The 13,349-nt window shown below is 61.3% G+C and carries 6 protein-coding genes, 1 tRNA gene and 1 pseudogene; 3 read left to right on the forward strand and 5 right to left on the reverse strand.

The features are described from left to right. Positions 1 to 17: 17 nt before the first annotated feature. The 3 genes and pseudogenes from alaC to VMA09_11925 form a co-directional block, all read right to left on the reverse strand. Positions 18 to 1,223, reverse strand: coding sequence for an alanine transaminase (gene alaC / locus VMA09_11915; GenBank protein HUA34306.1), 1,206 nt, complete (start codon positions 1,221 to 1,223; stop codon positions 18 to 20). A 124-nt stretch (positions 1,224 to 1,347) separates the two neighbouring features. Further along, positions 1,348 to 2,613: pseudogene (locus tag VMA09_11920) on the reverse strand (MFS transporter). A 209-nt stretch (positions 2,614 to 2,822) separates the two neighbouring features. Then, positions 2,823 to 3,458 carry a class I SAM-dependent methyltransferase gene (locus VMA09_11925; GenBank protein HUA34307.1) on the reverse strand — a complete coding sequence of 212 codons (636 nt, stop codon included), beginning with the start codon at positions 3,456 to 3,458 and terminating at the stop codon, positions 2,823 to 2,825. A 71-nt stretch (positions 3,459 to 3,529) separates the two neighbouring features. Between VMA09_11925 and VMA09_11930 the strand changes: the two genes are divergently transcribed. Together VMA09_11930 and VMA09_11935 are read left to right on the forward strand one after the other, a co-directional pair. Continuing rightward, positions 3,530 to 4,903 carry an AarF/UbiB family protein gene (locus tag VMA09_11930; protein HUA34308.1) on the forward strand — a complete coding sequence of 458 codons (1,374 nt, stop codon included), beginning with the start codon at positions 3,530 to 3,532 and terminating at the stop codon, positions 4,901 to 4,903. Between the two features lie 83 nt (positions 4,904 to 4,986). Then, on the forward strand, positions 4,987 to 5,856 hold the full coding sequence (locus tag VMA09_11935; GenBank protein HUA34309.1) for an inositol monophosphatase family protein: 870 nt from the start codon (positions 4,987 to 4,989) through the stop codon (positions 5,854 to 5,856). 2,857 nt (positions 5,857 to 8,713) lie between these two features. Here VMA09_11935 and VMA09_11940 read toward each other — a convergent pair. Together VMA09_11940 and VMA09_11945 are read right to left on the reverse strand one after the other, a co-directional pair. Next, positions 8,714 to 11,956 (reverse strand): AAA family ATPase, encoded by a 3,243-nt coding sequence (locus VMA09_11940; protein HUA34310.1) that lies wholly within the window; start codon positions 11,954 to 11,956, stop codon positions 8,714 to 8,716. A 235-nt stretch (positions 11,957 to 12,191) separates the two neighbouring features. Beyond that, positions 12,192 to 12,989: a class I SAM-dependent methyltransferase gene (locus VMA09_11945; protein HUA34311.1), complete on the reverse strand. Its 798-nt coding sequence runs from the start codon at positions 12,987 to 12,989 to the stop codon at positions 12,192 to 12,194. 91 nt (positions 12,990 to 13,080) lie between these two features. Between VMA09_11945 and VMA09_11950 the strand changes: the two genes are divergently transcribed. Further along, a tRNA-Arg gene (locus tag VMA09_11950) sits at positions 13,081 to 13,152 on the forward strand. The last annotated feature ends 197 nt before the right edge of the window (positions 13,153 to 13,349 follow it).

A 13,349-nucleotide genomic window follows, 5' to 3' on the forward strand; every position in this document is an offset into this window, starting at 1 on the left:
GGCGCGATGACTTCGGTTCAGGAAACGCTGGCGAGACGCGGCGACTGACCCTGTCCGCGTGCGAGGGCCTGCTTGATGCCGCGCAGCGCCTGGCGGGTGCGATGCTCGTTCTCAATCAGCGCGAAACGCACGAACCCATCACCGTCGGCGCCAAAGCCAATTCCAGGCGACACCGCGACCTTCGCTTCGGCAAGCAGGAATTTCGCGAACTCGAGCGAGCCCATCGCGCGGAACGGCTCCGGAATCGGCGCCCACACGAACATCGTCGCCTTGGGCTTCTCGACCGGCCATCCCACCTTGTTGAGTCCATCGACGAGCACGTCGCGCCGCCGCTTGTACATCTCGACGATTTCGCCGACGCAATCCTGCGGACCGTTGAGCGCCGCGATCGCGGCGACCTGCACGGGGGCGAACATCCCGTAATCGAAATATGACTTGAGCCGCGCGAGCGCGCCGATCATCTCGCGATTTCCGACCGCGAAGCCGACGCGCCATCCCGGCATGTTGTAGCTTTTCGACAAGGTGTAGAACTCGACGCCGATGTCCTTCGCGCCCGGCACCTGCATCATCGAGGGCGCCTTGTAGCCGTCGAAGCACAGGTCGGCGTAGGCGAAATCATGCGCCACCATGATGTTGTTCTCGGTCGCGAACTCGACGACGTGTTTCATGAACTTGAGATCGACCGTCGCCGTCGTCGGGTTGTGCGGGAAGTTCATGATGAGGAACTTGGGCCGCGGCCAGCAGTGCTCGACCGCCGCCTTGAGCTCGTCGAAGAATTCCTCGCCGCGCCGCAGCGGAACGCCCTGCACCTGCGCCCCCGCAATGATGCATCCGTACTGATGAATCGGATACGTCGGCGTGGGCGCTAGGACCACGTCGCCCTGGTCGAGAATCGCAAGCGCCATGTGTGCGATTCCCTCTTTGGAGCCGATCGTAACGATCGCTTCGGAGTCGGGATCGAGCTCTACTCCGTGGCGCCTTTTGTACCAGTCTGTAATTGCGAGGCGCAGCTTGTAAACGCCGCGCGATACTGAATAGCGATGGTTGGCGGGCTTGGCGGCAGCCTCGACCAGCTTGGCGACGATATGCGGCGGAGTCTGGTCGTCGGGATTTCCCATGCCGAAGTCGATAATGTCCTCGCCGGCGCGGCGCGCTTTTATACACAGATCGCCGATGGCGTTGAAGACGTAGGGAGGCAGCCGCTTAATTCTAGGGAAATCCATTTTTTGCGTTCCCGCGTTGGTCGGGTGTTTGCGCAAAACCCGAACGTATAAGTTTTAACCGACGGCCCGCACCTCCGCTAGTAGGAGTGCGCTGGCGGGCCGCCGGCGCTAGTCAATCTCCGCCTTACTCGACCTCGCCTGCCGCGATCACTGCCTCTTCCGTCCGCGGCCGCAGCATCCAGTAGATCGGCGCCGCGCACATCGAGAGCAATCCAGCGAGCTGCCACGCCAAGGGAATCCCATAGGCGTCGGCGATGCGTCCGTTGGCAAGGAGTCCCATCGATCCACCCGCGGTCTGGAACGTGCTGTTGAACGAAAGCAGCGTCGCGCGCTGGTCCGATTCGATCTGCTCGTTGAACCAGCTCTGCAAGAGCGGTTGGAGCGCGCCGAACGACAGGTTCATCGCGAACAGGCAGCCGAGCATCAGCCACGGCATCCCGCCGCACAGTCCGGCGATCGAGAGCCCGGCGCCGGTCATTATCACCATCCCGACGACGCGGTTCGCGCGTATCGTCTCGTCGCTGTACATGCGCGAGACGACCTCGGCGCCGATCATTCGCGCGAGCGCCAGCGCGCAGTAGATCCAGCCGATGATCCAGATGCCGACGTTGAACGACGAGTCGAATACGATCGGCCATTCGACCCAGTATGGCGCCCAGGCCGCGAATGCGATCGCGCCCGCCGTGCTCAGCATCAGGACATTGCGCGCCGAGAATCCGCTCTTGAGGCCGCTGCTGACGCGCTCTGCAACCTGCGCGGGCATCGCGCTCAGCTTTATCGCGACGGCATGGCTGCGCGTGTCGCGCATCATGAACCATGCGACGACTCCGCAGCACAGATAGCCGCTCGCACCCAGCAGCCACGGATACGCGATGTCGATATCGGCGACATAGGCCCCGATGATCGACGACGCCATGAAAAACATCGTCTGAAGCTGCGACAGGCGCGAGAAGAGTCGATCCTTCGACCCGACATGACCGGCATCGTCGAGCGCATCGACGCCCCAGGCATCGATCGCACCGTTGCCGAATGTCGTGCCGATTCCGTCGATACTCTCGGCGAGCAGGAACGCATAGTAATGATGCGCGAAGAAGTACATCGTGAACGCGATCACGCGCAGGGTCGCGCCGAGCACGCAGGAGCGGCGGCGGCCGAGCGCATCGGCAAACGCGCCGGTCGGCACATCGGTCAGAAACAGGACGATGAAGTACGTCGCGAGAACGCTGTTGATCTGAAACTGCGTGAGGCCGCGCGCACGCAGGAATAGCGGATAGACGCCAAACAAAAAGCCGCCCGCGAACGAATACATGCCCCACACCGCGTAGTAGCGGCGCAGCACGCTCCGGATTGCGTCGGTATTCGTAGCCATTTCCCCACCCTCATCACCGAAAAAGAAAAGCCCCGAGGCTCGTAGGCCTCGGGGCTTTTCTGAGCCAGGTACAGTTGTGCGACTAAGTAGCCGTAGCTACTGCGGCAGCCGGTTTGTATGCGCTGGTACCTGACATGTTCCCGCAGGTTAATAGGCGCCTATGAGACAGTCAAGGAGTGAAGGTTCAGGGCAATTCAAATCGCGGCCGCAGTGCGGCAAGGGGAGATCGACTACACGTTGCCCCACGTTGTCCGTATCTTGACGAGTCCCGATTCCGGATCGTCGAGCTGCGTATTGCCGGTGACCGCGAGCCCGATGGCCTCGAAGTGCCGGCGCGGATCGTCAGCGCCGGCTCTGTGACGGACGAGAAAACCGCCGGGGCCGTAGGACGAGAGAATCACGCGGCCGCCAGGCTTCAGGTACAGCGAGGCGATCCGCTCGAGCATCGCAGGGCATCGCTCGGGCGGCACGAAATCGGTGAGCGCCGTCACGTAATCAAAGCGGATCGGCGGCGCGAATGTCATTATGTTGCCCGTCCAGATGCGGTCCGCCCATTGCGGAAACCTGAGCCGCGCGCGCTCCGCAATTCGCGCCGACAGTTCGAGGCCGAATGGCTCGATCGTAAGTCCCTGCTCCGCCGTCCATTGCCTTAGCGTATGCATCAAGAGCCCGTTGGCGCATCCGACATCGAGCCACGCGCCATCGTGATCGAAGGCACGCGCAATGATCCGCCGGCGCTTCGCCCAATACGCAAGATCGCCTGAGGAGCCGGAGCCGCCGCAAATGTCGCCACGCTCATCAGCCGCGACATATGAGTCCTCGAGCAACCGCAGCACGCGTTCGTGATAATCCGGATCTTCAGTCATCGTCGCGGGCCCCCTGTTCTTTGGCGAATTCGTATCACGTAAGATTAATTCGAGAGCGTGATCTTCACCAGATGGCTGCTGCCGCCGATTCCTTCGATTTCAAATCCGATGTGCCCGAGCCCGGTATTCTGACCAGGGCTTGGCGCTTTCTCAATGTCGTATGGCTCGCCGTGTATGTGTACCTCGGCTACAAGAGCGTGCAGCTCTGGACGAAGTTCGTTAGCAATAAGAACCGGACCGAGCTGTATCGCCGTCAGGATCTGCGCGCCGCGCGTGCGCTGTATGCGACGGCGATTCGCCTCGAAGGATTACTGATTAAGGCGTCGCAGTTCATCGCGACGCGTGCCGACGTGCTGCCCGACGAATGGGTCAAGACGCTCTCCGGTCTGCACGATCGCGTGCCGCCCCGCCCTTTCGACATGATCCGCGCGCAGATCGAGCACGAGCTTGGCCGTCCGCTCTATTCGCTCTTCGCCGAGATCGATGAGAAGCCGATTGCGTCAGCTTCGCTCGCGCAGGTGCATCGCGCGCGATTGCTCGACGGCCGCGACGCGGCGGTGAAGGTCCAATATCCGGGAATCGAAGGGATCGTGCGCGCCGACCTGCGCAACATGATCTTCGTGCTCGAAATTCTCGCGCGCCTCGAGCGCGACTTCGATTACCGCATCCTGATTCGCGAGGCACTCAAGTACGTGCCGATGGAACTCGACTTCGAGCACGAGGCCGACAACTCCGCGACGATGCGCCGGAACTTCGCCGCCGATCCTCAGGTGATGATTCCCGAGGTGTATCGCGAGCTCACCTCGCGCCGCGTACTCACTATGGAGTTCGCGCCCGGCATCAAGATAACCGATGTGCCCGCGCTCGAAGCCGCTGGAATCGACAAGCATGCCGTCGCGCAGAAGTTGGTCGAGGTGTTCTGCGAGCAGGTGCTGCGCGACGGTTTCTTCCACGCCGATCCGCATCCGGGAAATATCCTGGTGCAGCCGGGGCCGCGCCTCGTGCTGCTCGACTTCGGCCTCGCCAAGGACTTTCCGCCCGCCTTTCGCGACGGGATCGTGCGGCTCACGTTCGGAATACTCACTTCGAATCGCGAGGGAATCGTGCAGGCCTTCACCGATCTCGGTTTTCGCACGCGCAACGGCTCGCCCGACACTCTGCTCGCGATGTCGGATCTTTTCCTCGGCAACACGCTCAAATCGAAGAAGGCCTATGCTGACAAAGAGTTAATCGAGCAGTTCTCCGAAGAGCTGCCGCGCGCAATCAAGGCCAATCCCGTCGTCGAAGTGCCGGGCGATGTACTGCTCGTGAGCCGGATGATGGGGCTGCTTAGCGGGCTCGGCAAGTCGCTCGATTCGCAGGTCGATCTGATGACGACGATCATGCCATACGCGCAGCGGCTGATGATGCCATCCGTACCGGCGCCATCGCCCGCGGCCGAATAGGGCGTTAAATTTTTCTCGCGCTGTCGATTGATCAGCATTGCGCGCTGGACCATCGCCTGATCCTCGCATATCTTCGTCGCACCGTGACCAACGAAATCGAACAGGTTGCATTGCGCGCAGCCCGCGCCGCCGGCCGGATTCATCTCAAACGCCTCAGCCGCATCAACGTCAATCGCAAGTCGAACTCGATCGACCTGGTCACGGAGGCCGACCAGGAATCCGAGGCTGCGATTCTCGACGTGATTCATCGCGCATTCCCGACCCACGCTTTTCTCGGCGAGGAGACCGGCGCGAGCCGCCACCAGAGCGACCATCGATGGATCGTCGATCCGCTCGACGGCACCACCAACTTCGCGCATGGCTATCCGCAGTTCTGCGTATCGATCGCCTACGAACACAAGGGCCGCGTGCAGTTCGGCGTGGTGTACGACGCGTTAAAAAAAGAAACCTTCAGTGCTCATCGCGGCCGCGGCGCCCGCCTTAACGGCAAACCGATGCGCGTGAGCACCTGCGATTTTCTTTCCGCCGCGCTGCTCGAGACAGGGTTTCCGTACGATCGCCGCGAGCGGCGCCGCTTTTACATGTGCTTCTGGGAAGCGTTCATGATGCGCGCGCAGGGCGTGCGGCGCACGGGAGCGGCGGCGCTCGATCTTTGCTACGTCGCGGCCGGACGCGTCGACGGCTTCTGGGAATTCGGTCTGAAGCCGTGGGACGTTGCAGCGGGCGCACTCATCGTCGAAGAATCACGCGGCCGCGTCTCGAACATGGATGGCACTCAACTCGATCTTACCGCTGGTAACATTGTCGCGAGCAACGGCAAGCTTCATGACCAGATGATCGAGACGATCAAAGAAGCGAAGCCGGAGGCTGAGCGCCGCCACGCCGCGATGCTCGCCGAAGAAGCGGCCGCCGCCCAAACCGATCCGCCGCGCATGGCCGCGCGCAGCAACTAATCTATCACTAAAACAGCCTGACGAGTCTGGCTGCCAAGCGGTTCCTACATCACCCCGCCCGCGACGTGCGCCGCCGGAGGGCGCTTAAGCTCCATTAACACTCTAGTGGAATAATTGACTCACTCCTGTTGTGCCGGCCGGGTTTAGAAAAGTTATCGTGTACGCCGTGCTGACGCTGGGCTTGATTGGTGCCGAGCTAGTACCGCTCACGCCGCCGCAGACGAAGGTGCTGGTCGAATCGTCGTATTGATAGCTATACGCGGTCGGGCAATCGTTCTTGAATTCAACATCTATCGGCTCTGCCTGACCGAGCCACGTGCCACTGCCCACGGCTGACCCGAAGGCTGGGGTCGCTTGGCCCTGCGGCAGTTTGACACCGGTACATGTTCCGGTACCGCAATCCGCGTCGGTGCCGCAGATATTTCCGGGATGATCGCCACCCACACACCTCGCCCAAAGCGCATAACCACAGCAGGTTTCCGCGGTTGGAGGAGGGCTGGCTCCGGCATCGAAGCACGAGTTGCTCGGCGTGCAGCAATACAAGTTGGTATTGGTGGGCGCCCATGGAACCGTAGTCGTACCCTTGCAAGCAAGGCCTGGGGGTTGGGTGACACCGGCTTCAGGTTGGCATTGCGAGCAGGCGCTGCCGCATCCGATGTACTTGCTGCAGGTTCCTCCCTGGCCGCAATCCGTGTCGTTGCCGCACAGCGCTCCTTTACGAGTGCCCCCAACGCATTCTCGAATCTGCAGATCGGGCGGGCATTTGTTCTCCGCCAGCAACTTCCATTGGCAAATGGGCAGGTATGGCGCGCCCGGAGGTCCCGCCTTGCCGCAGTCCTCGGTGGCGCCATTGCACCCCGGACTGGTGCATTCGTATGCACTGACGCACGCGCCGTCGGCTACATCGCAAGCCGGATAGGCAGGTTTAGACGGTACGGCGTTCGCGCACTGAGTATTCGAAGTGCACGGATTGATACAGATTCCACTCGATAGAGGCGCGAAGGGCGCCGGCGCTTTAAAGCACTTGGTGAAGGGTGTTTTGGTGCACTCGCTGTCCGAAGTACAGGAAGCCGCGCACTTTCCGCCGACTGGGCCGAACAACTTCGGATACGATGTCGGGCTGAAGCATTGATGGTTGTATGGCGCGGCGTTAGCAGAGCAGTCGCTCGCGTTAATGCAGCTCGAGCTGTCAAGCACATCCACTCCGATCAAGTTGGCGGTAACCTCGTAGGTGTTGTGTACCGGCGTCACGACCACGGGTAAGTTCCCGCCGTCGATCCCTAACTGCACGTCCATGAAATCACTCGCCGCCGCCATCTGGTTCGGCGCGCTACAGGTGCCGCCCTTTTTTTCGCACGGCGGACCACAAGGTCCGCCCAGAGAGCATACTCCAGGCGCAGCCAGCGCCAGCTCAGCGAGCGTGGCTGGCGCCAATCCCGCGCTGGTGCAATACAAAGAGTAAGTATTTCTGCCACATGTACCTAGATTGGCGCAGGAGCCGGTATTGCATTTGAAGTCTCCGCCTCCACAATTGGCGTCCGTCGCGCATTGCTCGCCTGCGTTCGGACCGTTGGGGCAAACGCCCGGACAATCCGAACCGGTACTGCAGGTTTTACCGTTGTTCTTGCCGCCCGCGCAGGCCGCTGGACAGTCCGCCCCATCCGTACAAGTGTTTCCGGCATTCGCGCCCCCCGAACAGGTGAGCTGCGCTCCCGCGCACGAGCCAGTCGCGCAGCAACTGCCGCCCGAGGCGCAAAACGCTTTGCCGCAGGTTCCAAAGTTACAGATACCGGGGGCCGCGCAGCTGGCGCCGGTCGCACAGTCTTTGCCATCGTCGGATCCCCCTGAGCATACGCCTGGGCATTGAGAGTTGTCGGTACATTCACTCCCGTTGTGCCTCCCGCCAACGCAGGCATTCCTGCAATCGGCAGTAGTCGCGCAGGCCGAACCCACCGTGACAGTTTGGCCTTGACAGCTTCCGCCGCAGCTCGTCTTGAGCGCGCCCCTCTCTGGGCTCCGTGAAATTGCAGCCAGTGCGCGCCCACATTCTGCCGCCCCAGGTCGTAGGGACGCATATATCTTTCGAAGCGCCATTGCTGAGCTCGAAGCCGTTACCGTCGCCAGCAAGGCTGCCGCATTTGCCGGTGCCGGTATAGCAGATCGGAGATTCACTGCTGGTGCAGTCCTGATTCCTGGCACACGTCAACGAGTCGTAAGTGACTGTGCCGCCGATCGGCACCGATCGACAAAAGCCCACCGTCGGGTCGCAGAACTCGTTCGCCTGGCATTGACTGTTGCTGGTGCACGTTGGCGGGTTGGGAAGCGTGGTTTGAGTCGTACCCAGCGCTGCCACCCAAATCGTATTGCCCGATTTGTTCTGGACCGTGACGCTGCGATCCGAGGCGGTGCAGTTCGCCGCCGATGCCGGCCTCAGGATGGTCAAGGCTGCGAATGTGATCGCAACTGCAGATATCGCGGCCAGCCTTAGTCGTAGGGGTTTGTCCACCATCAACCTCCCCGCAGCGGGAGTTGGGCAAACTGGTTGGGCTAGCAGAGCGGTGGGAAATACACGCCGAAATGGCTAGGTCGCACTCGACCCTTATTGTCGATAGCGACTTCGAACCGATATGCCCTGGGCGATGGCAAAGTCAATAACTCGATGAATTAAGCTGGCTAGATTTGAATTAATATAAATTCGCACGGTATATGCGATCGCGAAGTCGCGCGCCGATCACATTCGCCAGCGGCTCATTTTTACGGCGGTAAAATGGCTCAGTTCGTCAGCGTTGCAGGTAATAGCCTTTCCTTCGACTTGCGCCGCCGGCGAAGGTCGCGGGCGATGGCTATCGAAGGCTCATCAGAGGTTATTCAGGTTTAGAGAGTGCCTCGAAGCCAGCCGCTCGGTGGCTCTGATCCATCCGCTCATTCCAAGCTGTTCGAACTGATCGTGCGCCTTGTGCAGAAACGAAAGTGCGCGCATTGGATCGCCGGCTTCGCCGCGCCGCAGGTACATCAGGGCTTCGTCGTAATCGGCGATCGAGCGCAGCGTGCGCGAGCCGTGCGTATCGAGAAAATCGCGCGACTTGTCGAACCATTGCGATGCTTCGTCGTAGCGGCCTTGCAACGCGCAGAGCCGGGCAAGACACAGCCGCGAATCGCTCATCGGAAAATGGAAATCCGGCTTGAGCACTTTCTCGCGCAGGTTGCGCTCGATTATCTCGATGTAATCGGTGCGCTTGAGCGACCAGATCGTCGTGGCCGCCATGCAGATCGTACCAACGTAGTTGAGAGCCCAGGGGGCGCCGCGCTCGATTGCATTTGGCAACATGCTCAGGAAGTTGAGCGCGATTTCGCTTTGACCAGCCGCGGCGAATGACCGCGCGCTGTAGGCGAAGCCCAGCGACATCCCCCATTTTCCTTCCGGTCCCATGCCCTGGATCATATCGAGGATTTCCTCGTCGCCACCGCCGAAAGCCTTGCGGATGTCCTCGACCAGCTGCTTGATATCTTCGTTCATTGCCAGATGCATTTCGACGCGTGCCGCGTGGAGCGCCAGCCGCCCGAACGTCGGCCGCGCGATTCGCGCCGCCATCGCAGTGGCGTGATCGAACGCCGCCTGAGCCTCGGGAAAATTGCCGATCATGTTCTGGCATCGCGCGACTCCCGCCCACGCTCTGACCGCGTGCGCGATCGCGCCGCGGCGCTCACTCTCGCTGGCCTGCTGGCGCCAAGTAGCCTCGGCAACACGATAGTCACCGGTCATCATGACGAGGCGGGGACCGGGGGCCGGATCGGCGAGAAGTTGCTCGCGCGAAAGATGTATCAACTCGATATTGCGCGACGCGACTTCTTCCTGCGGCAAAGCGCGGAGGACCTCCGCCAATGCCCGACTCTCCGGGCTATCAAGCGCGACGCCGGGGCCGTTCGGGTCCTCGCCCTCGGCGCGATTGATGTCGATATCGGTCAGACTCGCCCAAGTGATGTCGCGCCGGGCGCCGATATATCGAAGTCCCACTTTAGCTAACTGCCAGGCCGGTCGCGTCAGTCCTGCAGTGTACATCGCGCGCGCCGTCTGCTCGTAGTAGTCCGCCGCCGCATCGGGGCCCGCGGTTTTCAGGATCAGCGCGCCGGCTTCGTTAGCAGTGGTGAGCGCAGCTTCAGCATCGAGCGCCCAGGTCAGAGCCTGGCTGAGTCGCGCGAGGGTCTGGCTCCGCCGCGGATCGACCGGCGGCAGGAGATCGAGCGCGATTCGCAGGAAGGTCGCAACATCGTCGTGCGCGTACGACGCGGCCGCGTTATCCGCGGCGGCGAGCGCATACTGCGCGCCCTTGTCGGTTCCCTTCGCGGCCGCAGCGCGCCAGAAGTGGAAAGCGACTTCCGCGGCGTGCTGTCCAGCGCGCTCGCCCCACGCGCGTTCCATTTCTTCGGCGATCCTGCGATGGAGCCGCGCGCGCCGCACCGGGTTCAGGTTCGCGTACAACGTATGCCGCAGCAGCGAATGGGTGAAATCGAATGTATCGTGCGTGGCGCCCGCGCGCAGCAGTTGCGCCTCCAGCGCTTCGTCGATCGCGGTCAGCGCGGTGTCCTCGTCGAGTCCGGCGGTCGCCGTGGCTACCTCGAACGAGAACGATCCGTTGAATGCCGACGCAACCGAAAGCAGTTCTTTGGCACTCTCTGAGAGGCGCGAGAGTCGCTGGTTGATAACCTGGCGCACGCCCTCCGGAATTCGCAGCTCATCAACGTTCAGACTGGATGCCCAACTCTTTCCTTCAACAAGAATCTTGCCTTCCTCGAACAGGTTGAGGAGGACCTCGCGCAGAAAGAGCGGATTACCCTCGGTCGCATGGCCGAGGGCGCTGGTGAGCGCCTGCGGTGCATCCTGATGGGCGATTCGTTCGAGCAAGGCCGCTACGTCCTCGCCCTTGAGGCCCTTGAGCGTCACCGCCTCGAAGCCTCGAAGGCGGCTGATCGCCGCCAACGCGGCGGTAAGCGGATGCTGCCGGTTCACTTCGGCGTCGCGATACGCACCGATGACCAGGATCGGATACTTCGGCGTGAAATGCGCAACATGATTCAGCATCGAAGTAACGCCGCGGTCCGCCCAGTGCAAATCGTCAAGAATGAGGACCAACGGGGCATGGGCTGTGATCCCGATGAAGAACTGCGCGACCGCATCATAGAGCCGGAACTGCTCGTCTTCGCCGCCAATTGCGTCCGGTGTCGCGACGTCGTCGATCAGATCGTTCAGCACCGGTGCCATGCGGGCGAGCACTCCCGCGCGCTTGCCGATTATGGCGGCGAGCTCGGAGCGATCGGAATTGCGTGCATACTCGGTGATCGCTTCTGCGAATGGGCCGTAGGGCCGTTGCCATTCGCCGTCGTAGCAGGCGCCGCGCAAAACGGTGACGCCGCTGGTCGCGGCAATCTGGCTGAACTCCTCGAGCAGGCGAGTCTTGCCGATACCGGCTTCGCCGCGCAGCATCGTCACCGCACCGCGTCCGTTCATCAGATCGTCGAGCTTCGTACCTAGCCATTTGATCTGCTGCTCGCGCCCGACGAATGGCGTCCGGTTGAGCATCGCGGCCGGATTCGTCAGCTCATAAATCAGCTCGCACACGCCGACCGGCGCTGCGATTCCTTTGAGCATGTGATTTCCGATGTCGCGAAACTCAAATGAGCTGCGCGCGGAGAGCAGTTCCGCAACCGTGCGGCTGCAAAGGATCTGGCCGGTGTCCGCTTTGTCGCAGAGCCGGCGTGCGATCACAATTGTCGTACCGAAGTATCCGTCTTCACGGCGAATCACTTCACCAACGTGAAGGCCGACGCGCAGGGCAAAGTTCGCCCCCTCCGGCGCGCTATGCGACGCCTGCTGCATTCGCATCGCGCAGGTCACCGCGTCCGCGGTCGAGCCGAACGACGCGAGCACGCCGTCGCCCATCCATTGCAGTTCCCTGCCGCCAGAGGCCTCGATCGCATCGCTCATCAGCCGATGTTGAATATGGAAGAGCCGCTCCCCCGCCTCATCGCCGGCCCGCTCGAGATGCTCGGCCGAGTTGACGATGTCGCTGAAAAGCAGAGTTACGGTCTCTGATTGAGTCATGACTGTCCGGACGTCGAACCCTTCTTTAAGCCAAGTTTTCCAACCGATTGTAATTATATTGGCTCAAGCGCGGTTGCAACGAAATAAGAAACAGTTCATCGGCGGCAATCAGAATCATGAAAATATGGAATCTGAAACGACACCACGTGGCAACATTGAAGTCCACTAGCGAGTCAAAGCGCGCTAGCTGAAGTTGATCGTGACAGATGCGAAAACCCGCCGCTCGGCATGCCAATCAAGCCGTGGCGATAAGAACGCCGGTGTCCTTCTTGAAATGAAGCGCGCCGTGCGCGCGAATTTCGGCCTCAGCGAATGCCTTGAATGCGCGCTTCTGCTCCTCGCTCGCGAGCTTACCGAGTCGCGTCGAATCGATGTAATCGATGAGCGGCTGCGCCTCGGTGACATTGAGAGCATCATCGATTTTGCGGACTTCGACGTGCGGGAAAACCTTCTGCATGTGCTCGAGCCCGGTTTCGAGGCCGAACCGGCGCGCCGCGCGATTCGTGGAGATGCCGAGGAAGCGCTGGGCCAGCTCGTCGAATTCACGCATGTTGTTGAGCCCCATCGTTGCCGCATAACAGCAGCTTCCCGGCTTGAGCACGCGGCGAATCTCGTTCAGCGCGCGCGCTATGTCGGGCACGTGATAGAGCATGTGGTTGGCGATAACTGCATCGAAGGAGCGATCTGGAAAAGGCAGCGACTGCGCGTCGATCTGCATGAAAGTGAACCGATGCGGGATCGACGCGACGGTGCGCCGCACGTCGTCGAGCATCCCGGCTGAATAATCAGAGAGCGTGATGCGCCATCCGGTAGGGATTCGCTCCTGGTTGCCGCGCCAGAAAAGCGCCGTGCCGGATCCGAGTTCGAGGACGCGCGCATCGGCAGGGAGTTTCATCTGATCGAAGACGAAGCGGAACATCCCGCCGCGATTGGTGCTGAAGCGTCCGTGCAGCCTGACCCGAGCGTTGAAGTTGACGGGAGTCTTGTACTGCTCGCGCAACTCCTCGCGGCTGGAAATGCTTTCCGATGGCATGGCGCGATCGTTTCGCAGATCGAGGGCGGGATCAACGAGCAGCCTTACTTGTCCCCCCATCGCGACTGATATATCTCATGAGTCTCAGCACGCCCCGGTAGTGAAAAGGACATCACGGAGGTCTCCGGAACCTCAAGTCCGGGTTCGACTCCCGGCCGGGGCAATGCGAAAGATACGGATTTACCTACATCTTTTGACTGTCGGTCGATTCTTCGCTGTCGCAGCTCGCGCGTTTGTCACAATTCTGTCACACTCAACAACGATGCCCACCATACGCAATCGTGGCGGCAAATGGATCGTCATGGTCAAACCGACGGACGGAAAACGTCGCGTCAGGCACGAACTCACCGACGGTCACGC

The sequence above is a fragment of the Candidatus Binataceae bacterium genome (assembly GCA_035508495.1).
In the GTDB taxonomy this organism is placed as follows: Bacteria; Desulfobacterota; Binatia; order Binatales; family Binataceae; genus JASHPB01.

Bases quoted from the DNA above. Each gene is read 5' to 3' on its own strand.
- alaC (HUA34306.1), bottom strand. From the start codon at position 1,223: ATGGATTTCCCTAGAATTAAGCGGCTGCCTCCCTACGTCTTCAACGCC.
- VMA09_11925 (HUA34307.1), bottom strand. From the start codon at position 3,458: ATGACTGAAGATCCGGATTATCACGAACGCGTGCTGCGGTTGCTCGAG.
- VMA09_11930 (HUA34308.1), top strand. From the start codon at position 3,530: ATGGCTGCTGCCGCCGATTCCTTCGATTTCAAATCCGATGTGCCCGAG.
- VMA09_11940 (HUA34310.1), bottom strand. From the start codon at position 11,956: ATGACTCAATCAGAGACCGTAACTCTGCTTTTCAGCGACATCGTCAAC.
- VMA09_11945 (HUA34311.1), bottom strand. From the start codon at position 12,989: ATGCCATCGGAAAGCATTTCCAGCCGCGAGGAGTTGCGCGAGCAGTAC.